The 17,356-nt window shown below is 67.1% G+C and carries 10 protein-coding genes; 1 reads left to right on the top strand and 9 read right to left on the bottom strand.

Features of this window, described 5'->3' with window-relative positions; translation table 11 throughout:
• Positions 1 to 64: 64 nt before the first annotated feature.
• The 9 genes from AC07WJ_RS36060 to AC07WJ_RS36100 form a co-directional block, all read right to left on the bottom strand.
• Positions 65 to 1,597 (bottom strand): acyl-CoA carboxylase subunit beta, encoded by a 1,533-nt coding sequence (locus tag AC07WJ_RS36060; protein WP_494939565.1) that lies wholly within the window; start codon positions 1,595 to 1,597, stop codon positions 65 to 67.
• A gap of 115 nt (positions 1,598 to 1,712) precedes the next feature.
• Positions 1,713 to 2,087: a hypothetical protein gene (locus tag AC07WJ_RS36065; protein WP_494939566.1), complete on the bottom strand. Its 375-nt coding sequence runs from the start codon at positions 2,085 to 2,087 to the stop codon at positions 1,713 to 1,715.
• A gap of 137 nt (positions 2,088 to 2,224) precedes the next feature.
• Positions 2,225 to 3,163 (bottom strand): hypothetical protein, encoded by a 939-nt coding sequence (locus AC07WJ_RS36070; protein WP_494939567.1) that lies wholly within the window; start codon positions 3,161 to 3,163, stop codon positions 2,225 to 2,227.
• Between the two features lie 80 nt (positions 3,164 to 3,243).
• Positions 3,244 to 4,029, bottom strand: a complete 786-nt coding sequence (locus tag AC07WJ_RS36075) for an ATP12 family chaperone protein (protein WP_494939568.1) — start codon at positions 4,027 to 4,029, stop codon at positions 3,244 to 3,246.
• Positions 4,026 to 4,706, bottom strand: a complete 681-nt coding sequence (locus AC07WJ_RS36080) for an HAD-IA family hydrolase (RefSeq protein ID WP_494939577.1) — start codon at positions 4,704 to 4,706, stop codon at positions 4,026 to 4,028. The genes AC07WJ_RS36075 and AC07WJ_RS36080 overlap by 4 nt, the downstream gene beginning before the upstream one ends.
• A gap of 66 nt (positions 4,707 to 4,772) precedes the next feature.
• Positions 4,773 to 5,210: a hypothetical protein gene (locus tag AC07WJ_RS36085; protein WP_494939569.1), complete on the bottom strand. Its 438-nt coding sequence runs from the start codon at positions 5,208 to 5,210 to the stop codon at positions 4,773 to 4,775.
• A gap of 66 nt (positions 5,211 to 5,276) precedes the next feature.
• Positions 5,277 to 5,510 carry a hypothetical protein gene (locus tag AC07WJ_RS36090; RefSeq protein ID WP_494939570.1) on the bottom strand — a complete coding sequence of 78 codons (234 nt, stop codon included), beginning with the start codon at positions 5,508 to 5,510 and terminating at the stop codon, positions 5,277 to 5,279.
• A 4-nt stretch (positions 5,511 to 5,514) separates the two neighbouring features.
• The gene (locus AC07WJ_RS36095) at positions 5,515 to 6,936 is read right to left on the bottom strand and encodes an RluA family pseudouridine synthase (RefSeq protein WP_494939571.1); all 1,422 of its coding nucleotides are present in this window, start codon (positions 6,934 to 6,936) and stop codon (positions 5,515 to 5,517) included.
• Positions 6,937 to 7,441: 505 nt separating this feature from the next.
• Complete coding sequence (locus AC07WJ_RS36100; RefSeq protein ID WP_494939572.1) at positions 7,442 to 8,188, bottom strand: outer membrane protein; 747 nt, start codon at positions 8,186 to 8,188, stop codon at positions 7,442 to 7,444.
• 496 nt (positions 8,189 to 8,684) lie between these two features.
• On the opposite strand from AC07WJ_RS36100, the gene AC07WJ_RS36105 reads away from it, so the two are divergent.
• Entirely contained in the window at positions 8,685 to 17,240 is an 8,556-nt protein-coding gene (locus AC07WJ_RS36105; RefSeq protein WP_494939573.1) for a beta strand repeat-containing protein, read from the top strand.
• The last annotated feature ends 116 nt before the right edge of the window (positions 17,241 to 17,356 follow it).

Consider the following 17,356-nt stretch of genomic DNA (forward strand, 5'->3'; position numbering starts at 1 on the left):
CCTCGGTAGTACGTCGGCCCGACGCAAGCGGACCGTCAACCCGGATTGCTCGAACCCGGTTTTCTCACAGCGGAATGTTGTCGTGTTTCTTCCACGGCATCTCGCTGGCCTTGTGCCGGAGCAAAGCCAGCGCCCGCGCCACGCGCCGGCGGGTCGAGTGCGGCATGATCACCTCGTCGATATAGCCGCGTTCGGCTGCGACGAAGGGCGACAGGAACCGCTCCTCGTATTCCTTGGTGCGGGCGGCGATCTTGGCCGTGTCGTTCATGTCGGCGCGGAAGATGATCTCGACGGCGCCCTTGGCACCCATGACGGCGACCTGGGCGCTCGGCCAGGCATAGTTCACGTCGCCGCCGATATGCTTGGAGGCCATCACGTCATAGGCGCCGCCGAAGGCCTTGCGGGTGATCACCGTGACCAGCGGCACGGTCGCCTGGGCATAGGCGAACAGGAGCTTGGCGCCATGCTTGATCAGGCCGCCATATTCCTGCGAGGTGCCCGGCAGGAAGCCGGGAACGTCGACGAAGGTGACGATCGGGATCGAGAAGGCGTCGCAGAAGCGGACGAAGCGGGCAGCCTTCCGGCTGGCATCCGAATCGAGCACGCCGGCGAGCACCATGGGCTGGTTGGCCACGATGCCGACGCTGCGGCCCTCGAGCCGGCCGAAACCGGTGATGATATTCTGGGCAAACTTGCCCTGGATCTCGAAGAAGTCGCCCTCGTCGACCATCTTCAGGATCAGCTCGCGCATGTCGTAGGGCTTGTTCGGATTGTCGGGCACCAGGGTGTCGAGCGACAGGTCGATGCGATCAGGCGTGTCGAAGGACGGCAGTTCCGGCGGCCCTTCCGTATTGTTGGCGGGCAGGAAATCGATCAGCCGGCGCATCTGCAGCAAGAGCTCGACGTCGTTCTCATAGGCGCCGTCGGCGACCGACGATTTCACCGCATGCACCGAAGCGCCGCCGAGCTCCTCCGAGGTGACGATCTCGTTGGTCACCGTCTTGACCACGTCCGGGCCGGTGACGAACATGTAGCTCGTGTCCTTCACCATGAAGATGAAGTCGGTCATGGCAGGCGAATAGACATCGCCGCCGGCGCAGGGACCCATGATCAGCGAGATCTGCGGAATGACCCCGGACGCGATGACATTTCGCCTGAAGACTTCGCCGTAACCGCCTAAGGCGTCGACACCTTCCTGGATTCGGGCGCCGCCCGCATCGAACAGGCCGATGACCGGCGCGCGCGCCTTCAGCGCCATGTCCTGGATCTTGGTGATCTTAGCGGCGTGCGCCCCCGACAGCGAGCCGCCGAACACCGTGAAGTCCTTGGAGAACACGAAGACCGTGCGGCCATTGACCGTGCCCCAGCCGGTGATCACGCCGTCGCCGGGGATATGCGACTTCTCCATGCCGAAATCCGCGCAGCGATGCTGCACGAACATGTCGAATTCCTCGAACGAGCCGCGGTCGAGCAGGAGCTCGACCCGCTCGCGGGCGGTCAGCTTGCCCTTGGCGTGCTGCGCGTCGATGCGCTTCTGGCCACCGCCGAGTCGGGCCTCGGCCCGCCGCTCTTCGAGCCTTTCCAGAACGTCCTTCATGCGCACCAAGGGGCGTGACGCCCCCCTCCGAGAGAATTGAGACCAGTCGCTTGCGATAGCATGCCAGCAATAAGCCGGCCAATCGGACGGACGGGGGATGCGCGCCGCTTACCGGTCAGGCCGCCGGCGCCCGATCCTGCACCAGCGCCTGGGCAGCGCCGCCGCGCAAGGCCGCGACGATCGTCGCCAGCGCCTGGTCGATCGCCGGCCTGGGCGCGCCGAGCCCGGTCCTGGCCAGCCTCTGCTCGAGGGCCAGAATCAGCCGGTCGCGATCGGCGGCCTTTTCGGTGCAGAGTTCGTCGAGTGCGAAGGCCACCGCCCGGACGACGCCGATGACCAGGTCGGTCAGGGTCTTCTCGCTGGCGTTCAGGGCGCCGTTCATGCCTGTACTCATGCTCATCAGGTGGGTCTGCTGCCGGCCAATGGCCTCGTTGAGCAGCCTGACGGCCTGTTCGAGCCGCGCGACACGGTCATCAATCGGATCGGACATCATATCCCCCCGGTTGTCCCTGAGTCGGTATCCAACCATTGCCACCGGGGAAAGTCGATAGATGCGGGGCGCGCGAGCGGATGGCCGCGATAGCCCGCGCGGGCTCGTGTTGCCGACGGGAGACGATTGCCGCAACGTCAACCCAGGCTTGTGTCGCGTCGGTTGTAGCGCCACAGGCCGACCGCCAGGCCGAGCGTCAGCACGCCCGCGACCAGGATCGACAGCGGGTTGGGTCCGAGCCGCTCGAACCATTGGGTGTAGAAGTGGATCGCGCCGAACACCGCGGCGAGGTTGAGGACCCAGGACCGCCCGGCCCGCGCGGCCCAGGCGCCCGCGCCGACAAGGGCCACGGCCCAGGCAATGGTGAAGACCCAGTCGGGCAGCCCGACGAAGGCCCGCCCACCGACCTCGCCGGCCAGCCAGCGCATCCGGTCGCCCCAGAGCGAGCCGACCCAGAAGCCGAAATTGACCAGCAGCAGGCCGGTGCGCGCCGCGACGATGGCCAGGCGCGCGTAATCGGCCGCGAGCCGCTTCGAGGCCTGATAGGCGGCGATCGCAAGTCCGGAAAACAGCACCACCGTGATCAGCGGGCGCTCGATGCCGAGGAAATAGGACGCGTGCAGATAGCCGGTGCGGGCGCCGACGGTGGCCGACAGCGCCAGCACGGCCAGCGCGATCAGGAGGCCGGACCGCGCGGCGATGCCCGCCCCCGCCAGGACCGCCGTCACCACCAGCAAGGTCGTGGCCGAGCCCTTGGTCATCACCACGAGGCCGCCGGTGGCGAGCAGCGCCCCCGTCAGCAGGCAAATATTGGCGAGGATCGTCCAGGCCGAGCGGCCGGACAGGATGAAGCCGAGCCCGGTCGCGGCCAGCAGGGCGCCGATGACGACGGCCGCCACCGGTTCCGGGACGAGCCCGATGGCGCCGAGCGCCACCGCCACCACACCGAAACCGACCAGGATATTGATCCCGGCCGAACCGGCGCCTTCGGCGGCAAGACCCTTGAGCCGGTCGAACTCGGCCTGGGTGATCCGGCCGTCCTCGAGCAGCTTGGCGAGATCGAGCGTCACTTTCACGATTTGCGGTCTCCCCGGCCCGGCGCCTCGGGGCGCCGTGAGCGCGACGACATCAACGGCCGCCGCGTTTCACGCCGATGTCACAGCGCGGCAAGCAGGGTTGCCGCCGCCATCATTTCGCGCTCGCGCGCCTGGCGCCGTTCGGCGGCGTCCTCGTCATAGCCCCAGAGCTCGGTCTGGAAATCCTCGTCAACATGGGCCGCGGCCCAGACCTCGGCGGCGGTCAGGCGGCCCTTGTAGAGCGCCAAAGCGAGCAGCGCCGACCCGGTCAGCGTGGTCACCACGTGCATGGCGCCGAGCCGCCAGGCGTCATCGGGCAGCGCCGCGCGCACCGCGGCGAGCGCGGCCTCCGGCTGGGTCACGTGCACGATGCCCTCGGACAGGATGAAGCGGGCGCCGAGCTCGTCACGGGCCCAGGCGAGAACGGGATCCCAGCTCGCCGCGTGGCGGGCCACCAGGCTCGCCGGATTGGCCGCGCGGTAGCACAGGAGATCGGACGCCGAATAGCGCACGATATCCTCGGCGACCGGCGTCGGATCCGGCACCACGCCCTCGATGATCGCATTGACGATGCGGGTCAGCGGCATGGTCGCGGGGTCGATGAACTCCTTCTGCGCCGCCCATTCCGCCGCCACCGCCTCGCCCAGCCGCAAGGTCGGCACGGCCAGCACATGGCGCGATGGCGTCTTGGCCGAACGGCCGTCGAGCAACAGCCGGAAGGCGCCGTCGGCCTCGCCGACGCCGGCCTCGGCGTAGAAGCGCTTGGGCAATTGGGTCTTCATGGAGCGGCGCGCGGCCGCGGTCGGATCATAGGCCGCCGGATCCATGCCCTTGGCGAACCAGTCGTCGAACACTGAACGGGTCATGCCCTGGGCTTACCACCCTGCCCGCCCGGATGCCAGATTTGCCCGAGCGCCGCCGGCAGCTCGGCGAAACGCTCCAGCACGACATGGGCGCCGGCGCCCTGCAGCGCGCCGACGGGATGATAACCCCAGGCGACGCCGACGGCCGCCACCCTGGCGGCATGGGCCATGTCGATGTCGAAGGTGGTGTCGCCGATCATCACGGTCGCCTCCGGTGTGACGCCGACCGCGGCCATGGCCTGCTCGATCATCGCCGGATGCGGCTTGGACGGGGCATCATCGGCGGTCTGAATCGTGGCGAAATGCTCGAAAATGCCGTGATGGCCGAGCACCAGCCGGACGCCGCGCTGCGACTTGCCGGTGGCGATGCCGAGCACCACCTCGCCGTCGCGGGCCAGCGCCTCGATGACGTCGCGGGCGCCGTCATAGAGCGGCTCGGTATGGCTGGCATCGGCGCGCAGGTCGTGAAAGGCGTTCTTATAGGCCTCGATCAGCTTCGGGATATCGCCGTCATCGGCGCGGGTCAGCCGCACGAAGGCCTCGTGCAGCGACAGCCCGACGATCGACAGCGTCGCCTCGCGGGTCGGTGCCGGCCGGTCGAGCGAGGCGAAGGCGCCGTTCATCGCCGCGACGATCATATGCTGGCTGTCGACGAGCGTGCCGTCGCAGTCGAAAATCACAAGCTTCAAAGGTGAGTGCTCCGGGACATCAGGCCCGGAGCGCTTTCACGCGTCGCGGACGCCCTGTCAAGCACCGCGCCGGCAGGCCTGCACCGTGGCGCGAAACTCTGGCGTACGCGGGATCAGGCCCTGCGCCCGGGCGTTCTGGCGGCATTCGACAATGCGGGCGAGATCCGGCCGGCGGGCACGCAGGCAGTCCAGCACGGCGGCGCGCACTTCCGGCCCGCGCGCGCCGCGCTGGCGCGCCTCCTGCCGGCAGGCCATGCGCTCGGCCCGCAGTTCGGGATTGCCCCGGGCCATCCGCGGAAAGCGCGCCTGCATGCAGGCGCGCACCGCGTCGCGCAGCTCCGGCCCGGCGAGGCCGCGACCACGGGCATCCTGCCGGCATTCCATCCGGGCGGCCTGGCGTTCGGGGTTCGGCCCCGGACCGTCGGGCATGGGCTGGGCCATCAGCGGGCCGGTCGACAGAAGGGCGAATGCTGCGATCATGGCGAGGCGGTTCATGAGCGTCTCCTCCGCTGGGACACCGAGGCTCTGCCCAGCCGCCTGAACGGCCGCTGAACCCGCCGTTCAGGCGGCCGGTCCGCGACGCTCGAGCGCATCGACACGCTTTTCCAGGGCGTCGATGCGCCGTTCGGCGAGATCGTTGGCGCGCTTGATCTCGGCTGCCAGCTGGGCGACCGCGCGGGCGTCGGCGCCACCGCCCGGCACGGTGCGGATCACCCGGCGCGTCACCATCACGATCAGCACCAGCACGACGGCCAGCACCGCGGTTGTGATGTAGATGACCGCGGTCAAGGACATGGCCTCACTCTTCCGGGGCTTCGACGATCGGATCGTAACGCGAAACGTCCCAGCCGAGCAGGTTGAAAGTCTGCTCCATATGGGGCGGCAGCGGCGCCGAGACGTCGATCGTGCCCTTGCCGCGCGGATGCGGCACCACCAGACGCCGGGCATGCAGGTGCAGCTTGTGCTGCACGCCACCCGGGATTTCCCAGTTCTCCACGTCGAAATATTTCGGATCGCCGATGATCGGATTGCCGATCTCGGCGGCGTGGACGCGCAGCTGATGGGTGCGCCCGGTGACCGGCTTCATCGACAGCCAGGACAGCTTCTGCGCCATGGTATCGATCACGGCGTAATAGCTGACCGCGTGGCTCGCGCCCTTCTCGCCATGCTTGGCGAGCCGCATGCGGCTTTCGTCCTCGCGCTCTTCCTTGGCGAGAAAGGTCGAGACCCGGCCCTGACGCGGCTTCGGCACGCCGGCGACCACGGCCCAGTAGATCTTGCGCGCCGAACGGTGGCGGAAGGTCTTGGCCAGCGCGGCGGCCGCGAAACGGCTCTTGGCGACCAGGATGCAGCCCGACGTGTCCTTGTCGAGCCGGTGCACCAGGCGCGGCCGCTGGCCGTCCTCGTCGGTCAGCACGGCGAGCATGCCATCCAGGTGTTTCTTGGTACCCGAACCGCCCTGCACCGCGAGGCCCGCCGGCTTGGCGAAGACATAGACGTCGTTGTCCTCGTAGAGCGTGATGGAGGCGAGGAAACCCTTGATGTCCTCGCCGACCTTGGCGGTCATCGGCCGCGCCTGTTCGAGCTTCAGCGGCGGCACGCGCACCGCCTGGCCCTCCTCCAGCCGATCCTTGGTCTCGACACGCTTGCCGTTGACCCTCAGCTCGCCCTTGCGGACGATCCGCTGGATATAGCTGAACGACAGCTGCGGAAAGCGCGCGGCCAGGAACCGGTCGACGCGCATGCCGTCTTCGTCCGCCGTAATCGTCAGCGTCTGCACGCCGGTCTGCAGCGTCTCGGTGGCGGCCGCCTTCATTTCCGCCTTGGTCGGCCCGGCCGGCGGCGGCGCGGGCGCACGCTCCTCGCGCCGGGCGCGCGGCGGGCGCCGTTCCTCATCGTCGCGCGATGCCGGCCGGTCACCGGCGTCACGGCGGCTGCCGCGCTGGTCGCCTGTGCCCGGGCGGTCGCGCTCCTGCCGGCGCGGCGCGTCGCCCCGCGGTTCGTCGCGCCGCTCGCCCCGGCCGTGCACCGGACGGCGCGGCTCCTCGATGCCGGCAATATCCAGATCGGCCTCGGGCGCCCAGCCCGGCTCGTCCCGCACGTCCCAGTCACTGTCGCGCCGGCGCCGCGGCGAACCGTCGAAGGAGCGCGATTCGACCTCTTCGGCCTCCGGCCTGCGTCCACGCGGCGGCGGGCGGCGATCCTCCGCGCCATAGCGCACCGGCCGCTCGGCGGCCCCTGCACCAGCCGACCGCTTGCGCTCCGGTCCGGAGCGCTGCTCGGCGAAGCGCGACGCGCCGGAACGCGGGGCTCCCGGACGAGACGTGGCGGGACGCGAACCGGCCGGACGTGAACCAGCAGGGCCCGGCGGCCCCTTGCGCGGCGGCCTGCCGCTGCCTGAGCCCGGCGGCCGTCCTCCCTTGCCCTTCATGCGAAACTCCTCACAAGGGTGAGCCCGGACGCGAAAGCCGCTATCGACAGGATCACCAAACCCCTCACATAGAGCGCCGGCGCCGCATAGTCACGCCGCGCGAAGGGGGAGACGGCAGGAAGTCAGTGCTATCCAAGCGTGTCGATGGGAGCGGAAGCCCCGGCACCGCGCGAACCCTCGCCCGTGCCTTCGCGGGCGAGGGTTCGCGCGAAGCGTTTCGCATCATGCCCCATTCGCCACTCACCATTCGCGCCATGCCACCGCCAGACATCGGAGTGGCGACCGCTACCGCCGATTACCGGCTGGCGAAGCGGTAGTTCAGCCGCACGGTCACCAGATCGACATCCTGGCTGATCCGGTCCCGGCCGAAGAAAACGCCCGGCGGGAACAGTGTTCCGGCGGTGTTGAAGGTGCTGGTCCTGGCCTGCATGAACAGGTGATCATATTCCACCGCGACCGACCAGTTCGGCGCAAAGCCATATTCGACACCGAGACCCACGGCCGCGCCCCAACGGGTCTGACCGCCGGTGTCGGCAACGAGGACGTTCGGCGGGGCGCCGATCGACGACGTATGGACGTCGAAGCGGTTATTGGTCACCGCCGCGCCGCCCTTCACATAGAACAGCGCGTTGTTGACGGCATATCCGACCTGGGCCGTGAGCAATCCGAACGCGTTGACGCGCGAACGATTGGCGAAGCCGCCGAAAAACAGGCTGTCGTTGGACCCCTTCAGATCGGCCCAGTTGCCCTGCGCCTCCAGGCCGAAGACCCAGCTGCTGACCTGCCAGCGATAGCCGACCTGGCCGCCCAGGGTGAACCCGGTGGCTCGGTGACAGCCTTCCGAGCCGAAGAAATCCGCGGTCCAGCACGAGCGGCTCGATGCCCAGCCGGCATTGGCGCCGACATAGAGGCCGCTCCAATCATAGACCGGGGCGATCAGCGCAGCCGGGGCGTAGGGCCGTCCACCGAGATCGGCGGCCGATGCGGGCGTGGCCGCTCCCAGAGCGGCGGCAGCCATCGTGGCGAGCAGAAATCGTTTCATCGGGCGTCCCCCCAGTCGCCGATAAACTATCGGAGTCTCGCCGGGAATACTGTGCCCTCGGCACAACAGTCAGGGTCGTTTGTCGGCGGAAATTGCGGCGACGTATGAATGCGTGCCGGTGTCTGCGTGTGGCCAAAACCGATTGCTGCGCCGCACTCGCCGGCGGTGATATCCTTCCGAATACGCGCAATGCGCGCGACTGCCGCTGCGTCATTGACTCATTTTCACGCGCGGATTAGGGTTTTGATTAACAATCGATTACTGCCTCGAACGCCGTTTCCCTTCGTCATTCCATTCGGTCGCTTCGAAACTTTTGCTTTTGACATCTTGAAGTTGGCTAAGCGGCCGGGCCGGAGCGTTTGATGCTGACGAGCGCGATCGTGGTTGCCGACACCTACCTCGCCAACTGGTAATTGATAGCCGCCGTTCCCTAGAGGAACCGAATGCGTCCTGCCGACCAGCCGCAGCGCGTGCGCGAGACCGTTGAGGAAGAACCATGGCCACCATTCCCGCCTATACCTATAACGGCATCACCCGGCCGGCCCTCTTCCTCGACTCGTCAGGCCATATCGTCCTGGACGGTGCGGCCTCGGCCTTTGCGGCGACCTATGGGCTCAGGGCGCTCTATATGGGCGTGCCGCCCGGCACGCCCTACCCTCCGGTGACCGACATCGTATCGGTGCCGGTCGACACCAACGCGGCGGCCAACAGCGTCGTCGAGGGCGCGGCGGTCAACACGGCCGTCAACATCACGGTGTCGGCGACCAGCAGCATCGGCAACCCCGTGACCTATTCGCTGAGCGCGGATTCCTCAGGCGGCGGTTTCAAGATCAATCCGACCACCGGCGTGGTGTCGGTCGCCGATCCCAGCAAGATCGATTTCGAGACCGCGGCGGGACACGCCTATACGATCACAGTGGCAGCCAATGACGGCATCGTCACCTCCTCGCAAAGCTTTGCGATCGGCGTCGGCAATGTCGCGCCATCCACCCCCACCGACGGCAATGCCGCCGCCAACAGCGTGGTCGAAGGTGCGGCGGCCGGCACGCTGGTCGGCGTCACGGCATCGTCGAGCGATATCAACGGCCCCGGGGTCGCCTGGTCGCTGACGTCGGACAGCTCCGGCGGCGGCTTCAAGATCGACCCGGTCACGGGTGTCGTCTCGGTCGCCGATCCCACCAAGATCGATTACGAGACCTCGGGCCCCGGTCACAGCTATACGATCACTGCGCGGGCGAGCGACGGCACGCTGGCGAGTTCGCAGACCTTCACTATCGCCGTCACCGACGCGCCGGTTTCCACGCCCACCGACAGCAATGCCGCGGCCAACAGCGTCGCGGAAGGTGCCGCCAACGGCACCAGCGTCGGCCTGACGGCCGCCGCCGCCGATCCGAACGGGCCGGCGACCACCTATTCGTTGATCGCCGACAGCTCGGGCGGCGGCTTCACCATCAATGCCACGACCGGCGTCGTCACCGTCGCCGACGGCACCAGGCTCGACTATGAGAGCGCGCCGGGTCACGCCTATTCGGTCACCGTCCAGGCGCAGGCCGGCGCGACCACCAGCACGCAAAGCTTCGTCATTGGCGTGGCCGACGTCGCGCCGTCGGCACCGGTCGACAGCGATGCCACGGCGAACATGGTGCTCGAGGGCGCCGACAACGGCACGATCATCGGCATCACTGCCGCCGCAACGGACGTCAACGGCGGCACGGTCACCTATAGCCTGATCGGCGACACCTCGGGCGGCGGTTTCACCATCGATGCGCTGACCGGTGTCATTACCGTCGCCGATGCCACCAAGATCGACTACGAGTCCGCTCCAGGCCACAGCTATAGCGTGACGGCGCAGGCAAGCGACGGGGTGCTGTCGCGTTCGCAGACCTTCACCATCGACGTCCAGAACATCGCGCCGTCGATACCGCTCGATATCGACGCGGCGGCCAACGCCGTGGCGGAGGGCGCCGTCAACGGCTCCACCGTCGGTATTACCGCCTCCGCAGCCGACAACAACGGACCGGCCGTCACCTATAGCCTGATCGGCGACACCTCGGGCGGCGGTTTCACCATCAATGCGCTGACCGGAGTCATTACCGTCGCCGATACCAGCAGGATCGACTACGAATCCGCGCCGGGCCACGCCTATACCGTGACCGCGCGAGCCAGCGACGGCATGCTGACGAGTACGAGCACCTTCACCATTGGCGTGCTGGACGTCGCGCCCTCGACCCCGGTCGACAGCAACGCGGCGGCCAACACGATCGCCGAGGGCGCCGCCAACGGCTCGACCGTCGGCATCACCGCCTCCTCAACCGACGTCAATGGACCGGCCGTCACCTATACCCTGGTCGGCGACACCTCCGGCGGCGGCTTCACCATCAATGCGGCGACCGGCGTGGTCACCGTCGCCGATGCCACCAAGATCGATTATGAAACCTCCGGCGGCAGTTACACGGTGGTCGCGCAGGCGAGCGACGGCACGCTGGCGAGTTCGCAGGCCTTCGTCATCACGGTCGCCGACGTCGCGCCGTCGACACCGGTCGACAGCAATGCGGCGGCCAACGCGATCACCGAGGGGGCCGCCAACGGCTCCACCGTCGGCATCACCGCCTCCTCCACCGACGTCAACGGACCGGCCGTCACCTATAGCCTGACAGGCGACACCTCCGGCGGCGGCTTCACCATCAATGCTGCCACCGGCGTCATCACCGTCGCCGATTCCACCAAGATCGACTACGAGACCGCGGCGGGCCACGCCTATATCGTGACCGCGCAGGCGAGCGACGGCACGCTGGCGAGTTCACAGACCTTCACCATCGACGTGTCGGACGTTGCCCCCTCGATCCCGGTCGACGCCAATGCCGCGGCCAACGCCGTCGCGGAGGGTGCCGCCAACGGCTCCACCGTCGGCATCACCGCCTCGTCCACTGATGTCAACGGACCGTCCGTCACCTATAGCCTCACCGGCGACACCTCGGGTGGCGCCTTCACCATCAATGCGGCGACCGGTGTCATCACCGTCGCCGATTCCACCAAGATCGACTACGAGACCGCGCCAGGTCACGCCTATACGGTGACCGCACAGGCGAGCGACGGCACGCTGACCAGTTCCCAGACCTTTACCATTGGCGTGCTGGACGTCGCACCGTCGACACCGGTCGACAGCAACGCGGCGGCCAACACGATCGCCGAGGGCGCGGCCAACGGCTCAACCGTCGGCATCACCGCCACTTCCACCGATGTCAATGGTCCATCAGTCACCTATAGCCTGATCGGCGACACCTCGGGCGGCGGCTTCACCGTCAATACGGCGACCGGCGTCATCACCGTCGCCGATCCCAGCAAGATCGACTTCGAAACATCAGGCGGCAGCTATACGGTCGTCGCGCAGGCGAGCGACGGGACGCTGGCGAGTTCGCAGGCCTTCGTCATCACGGTTACCGATGTTGCGCCCTCGACGCCGGTCGACAGCAATGCCGCGGCGAACGAGACGGCGGCCGGCGCGGCGGTCGGTGCCACCGTCGGCATCACCGCCTCCTCCACCGACGTCAACGGACCGGCCGTCACCTACAGCCTGGTCGGCGACACCTCCGGCGGCGGCTTTGCCATCAACGCGGCGACCGGCGTGGTCACCGTCGCCGATCCCAGCAAGATCGTCTACAACGCCGCCGATCCAACCTACGGCATCACGGTGGATGCCAGCGACGGCACGCTGCACAGCCAGCAGAACTTCACCGTGAATGTCGTCCTGGACGTGCCGCCCACCATCACCTCGGGCAACATCCGGTCCTATACGGAGAACCAGGCGGCGATCGCCGTCGATCCGGCGATCACCGTCACCGATCCGGATTCGCCGAACCTGACCCACGCCACCGTCCAGATCACAGGCAATTACATCAACGGCCAGGATCTGCTCGGCTTTGCCAATACCGCCAATATCACGGGCAGCTTCAATGCCGCGACCGGCACGCTGACGCTCGTCGGCAGCGATACGGTTGCCAATTACCAGGCAGCGCTGGCCGCGGTCACCTATGTCAATACCAGCGAGGCGCCGTCAGGCTTGCCGCGCACCATCACCTTCATCGCCAATGACGGTACCCTCGACGGCGCGCCGGCGACCGCAACCATCAATGTCACGCCGGTCAACGACGCGCCTGTCGTGACGGCCGGCCATAGCCTGAACTACACGGAGAACCAGGCCGCCACCGTCTTCGATGCCGCGATCACCGTGACCGATGTCGACAGCGCCAACCTGACCGGCGCGACCGTGCAGATCACAGGCAATTATGCCAACGGCCAGGACGTGCTCGGCTTCGTCGACCAGAACGGCATCACGGGCTCATTCAACGCCGCAAACGGCACCTTGACGCTCAGCGGCTCGTCCAGCGTCGCCAATTATCAGACCGCGCTGGATTCGATCACCTATTTCAACGGCAGCGACAACCCCTCGGGGCTTGCCCGCACCGTGACGATCGGCGTCACCGATGGCATCACCCCGAGCGTCCTGGTGACCGGCACCATCAATGTCACGCCGGTCAACGACGCCCCGACGACCAGCGGCGGCCGCACGATCGTTTATACCGAGAATCAGGCCCCGGCCGCGATCGACACGTCGATCACCGTCAACGACGTCGACAATGCCAATCTTAGCAGCGCGACCGTCCAGATCACGGGCAACTATGTCAACGGCGAGGATATTCTCGGTTTCGTCAACCAGAACGGCATCACCGGCGCGTTCAATGCCGCGACCGGCACCTTGACACTGACCGGGTCGTCGAGCCTCGCGAATTATCAGACCGCGCTGCGCTCGGTGACCTATTTCGACAACAGCGACAACCCATCCGGGCTCGACCGGACCGTCAGTTTCACCACCAATGACGGCGCCGCCAACAGCAATACCAGCACCTCGACGATCCACGTCTTGCCGGTCAATGACGCGCCGGTCGTCAACGCGACCGGGATATTGAGCTATACCGAGAACCAGGGGGCTGCCGCGATCGCGTCCGGCCTGACCCTGACCGATGCCGATAGCACGACGCTGACGACGGCTTCGGTGCAGATATCGGGCAATTACGTCAATGGCGAGGATCTGCTCGCCTTCACCAACACCGCCAATATCACCGGCTCGTTCAACGCCGCCACCGGCACCTTGACGCTGACCGGCACCGACACGGTCGCCAATTACCAGAGCGCGCTGCGCTCGGTGACCTATAGCGACAACAGCGAGAACCCGTCGACCTCGGTGCGCACGGTGACCTTCACGGCCGATGACGGCCAGGGCGTCAATCATCTCAGCGTCGCGTCGACCCATACGATCAACGTCACGGCAGTGGACGACGCGCCAGTGAATAGCGGCGTGCCGGCGAATTTCGTCGTCGAGTCCGGCTTCAGCCACGCCATTACCGGCCTGTCGATCGCCGATATCGACGCCGGTTCCGCCAATGACATCACGACGACACTGACCTCCGCGGCCGGCTCGGTGACGGTTGCCGCCGTCGGCGGCGGCGCCGTCATCACCGGCAACGGTTCCGGCGCGGTGACGCTGACCGGCACGATCGCCGAGATCAACACCTCGCTCGCCGGCAGCGTCGCCTATACGGCGGCCGACAATGCCGGCAACACCACGACGACGCTGACGATCGCCACCAACGACCAAGGCCATACCGGCACCGGTGGTCCGCTCCTCCACACCGACGTCGTCCAGATCGGCGTGCTGCCGCAGGTCTGGTTCATCAATGGCGACCAGTCCAGCCTGGACGCAAGCGCCCCGCGCGGCTCGCAGGCCAATCCCTTCGGCGATATCGCCGAATTCAACACCGCCAGCGCCGGCGCCAACGGTCCCGGCGTCAACGACTATATCTACCTCAAGGCCGGCACCTATACCGGCCCGGGCATCGACCTCAAGGATGGCCAGACCCTGCTCGGCGACGACCAGCCGCTGTCCTTCGCCAATCCGCTTGGCGGCGCGCCGATCGTCATCGAAACGGCCAGCGGCACGCGGCCGGAGATCCACGTGACGACGGGCCAGGCCATCGACCTCGGCGCCAACAACACCATTGCCGGCGTCAATATCCAGACCGATGCCGGCACCACCGGCCTCGACGACGGCCAGGGCGTGGCCGGCAACGCCGTCGGCACGCTGAATGTCAGCCACATGGCGATCTCGGGCGCAGGCCAGGCCGTCGATATCGACCAGGGCGGCGCGCTGAACGTCGTGCTCGATTCCGTGAGCTCCACGGGCGGTGCCGCGGGCATCCAGCTCGCCGGCACGGCCGGGAGCGGCGCAGGGCTGCTGTCGGGAACCTTCAACGGCGGCTCCGGCGCCATCTCGGGCGCGACCACCGCCGGCATCCTGATCGGTGACGGGTTGGGCGGCGCCAATACTGGCGGCACGGCGACCTTCAGCTATGGCGGCACGATCAGCGCGGCAGGCGCCGCGCGCACCGTCGACATCCAGGATCATTCGACCGGGCTCGTGACGCTCTCCGGCAACCTGACCCATACCGGTACCGGCGGCAGCGCCGTCTTCCTCGACGACAACGCCGCGAGCTTCACCTTCTCCGGGGCGACCAACAACCTGACCACCGGCACGGCGACCGCCATCAACATCACCGACCAGAGCGGCGGCACGGTCAGCTTCGGCGGCACGCTCAATATCGATACGACGAGCGGGACCGGTGTCAATTTCGGCGGCATCAGCACCGGCACCGTCAACTTCTCCGGCGGCAATCTCACGATCGACACGACAGGCGGCACGGGCTTCAGCGCTACCGGCGGCGGCACCGTCAGCGTCACCGGATCAGGCAATCACATCAACAGTGGAAGTGGCACCGCGCTCAACATTTCCAACACCACGATCGGCGCAAGCAACGTCACGTTCCATGATGTTTCGTCCAGCGGCGGATCGGCCACCGGCATCATTCTCAACACCACCGGATCAAGCGGCGGGCTCCACATCACCGGCAACGGCGCGAATGTGGGCGCGACCGGCGGCGGCGTCATCGCCAACAAGACCGGTTCGGACGGCAGCACCGTCAACGGCGTCGGCATCTATCTCAACAACACATCCGGCGTGCAGCTCAACGGGCTGCAGATGAACGACTTCCAGAACTACGCGATCCTCGGCAACAACGTGAACGGATTCACGCTGGACCACACGATCGTCAATGGCACGAACGGCACCTCCCAGGGCGGGGTCGGCGAAGGCGATGTCTACTTTACCGGACTGAGCGGCTCGGCGGCGGTTTCGAATTCGACGTTCACCGGCGCTGCCTATGACGGGTTCCATGTCTTCAACAACGGCGAGACGCTCAACCGGCTGACGATCACCAACTCGACATTCGCGGTAACCAATACGGGCGGCAACGATGCGCTCGTCTTCCAGGCCACCGGCGGCACGTTCAACGCCACGGTGCAAGGCTCGACGATCTCCGCCGCCCGCGGCGATCTCTTCCAGTTCAATCTCCTGGGTACGGTCAGCTCGGACCTGGTGTTCGGCGGCGCAACGGCGGCTCTCGGCAATACCCTGACCAACAACAATGCGAATATCGTCAGTGGCGGCGGTGGTGTCACGATCGGCGGCGGCGGACCGTCGAACAACGTCACGCTCACCTATGACATCTCGCACAATTCGTTCAGCGGCTCACACGGGGCCGTGCTGGCAGTGACAAAAGGCACCGGCACGAACGGATCATTCATCGGAACGATCGACAGCAACACCATCGGCACGCAAGGCGTGGCCGGCAGCGGCTCGACCCAGGGAATCGGCATCAACGTCTTTCAGGACGGTGCCGGCGTATCGAACACGACCATCACCAACAATCACATCTCCGGCGTCGTCGGCGGCATCTATACGCTTCTCCGCAACGGTGCGGCAGGCCAGATGACCGCGGTCATCCAGGGAAACACGGTCGATACACTCGATCAGGTCAACGGATTCTCCGGCATCTATGCGCAGACCGGCTCGGCCACCGGGGCCGGTGGCGACAACAATCGGTCGAACCTCACCATCGGCGGCGCCGGCGCTCTTGCCAACCACGTCGATCTCGGCGCCAACGCGAGCAGTGCGCTCGTCGCCGGCATCGTCGTCGAGCAGGAAGGTGTCTCGCGCGTCGGCCTGCTCGGCAGCCCGAACTATGCCGGCACTCCGTATAATTTCACGGCGGTCCAGAACTACGTCGCGGCCAACAATACCGGCTCGTTCAACAACGCGCAGGCGGTGTTTGCCTTTGGCGATCCGACCCAACCGGCAGGGGGCGGATTTTTCGGAGGGGCTCAGTTCCTGTTCGCAACGGCCGGCGGCGTGCAGGCCTCGTCACCGACGCCGGGCGAAACCCATCTCAGCCAGGCGCAGCTCGACTCCGTCGTCGCGGCGGCGATCGCGCAATGGGCGGCAGCCGGCGCTTCGGCCAGCCAGCTCGCGGCCCTGCGCGCCACCACCTTCAGCGTGGCGGACCTGTCCGGCACGACCGTCGGCGAGGAAACCGCTCCCGCCCATATCACCATAGACATCGATGCCGCGGGCCACGGCTGGTTCGTCGATCCGACACCTTATGACAGCTTCGAATTCACCCACCTGCTGAATGCCGCGGGCACCGACCGCTTGGCCGATCCGTCGAGTGCGGCGGCCGGCCATCTCGATCTGTTGAGCACGGTCACCCATGAAATGGGCCATGTGCTCGGATTGCCCGACACCACCGCGGCCAGCACGGCCCACGACCTGATGTATATCAATCTCGTCGACGGCGAACGGCGACTGCCAAGTGCCGCCGACGTGGCGCAGGCGCGCGCGGCCATGCCCGAGGCGCCGGTCGCCGCACCACCGGCACCGGTCCATGTCATGGCGGCGAACGACACTTTCAACTTCGCCAGCCTGTTCATGCAGGCGTTCCTACCCGCGACCGGCAATGGGCCGGCGCCCGGCGCGAACCAGCCCGGGAATGGCGCCGTCCCGGCGCATGACGTCGCCGACCTCGCGCATTTCTTCGGCCACTGGTCCCAGCCGCTCGAGACTTTCCTGCGGCAACATCTCGATCACGGCATGTGGACCTGACGGGCAGCGGGCAAGCCTCGCCCGGCCGCACCGCGCGACCCCTCGCCCACGTCTTCGTCTACGGCATGCACACGTCTCTAAGTGTCCAGCCCTTTGCGATGGCGCGGAAATATTCG

The organism is Phreatobacter sp. GW821-FHT04C01 (assembly GCF_059420385.1).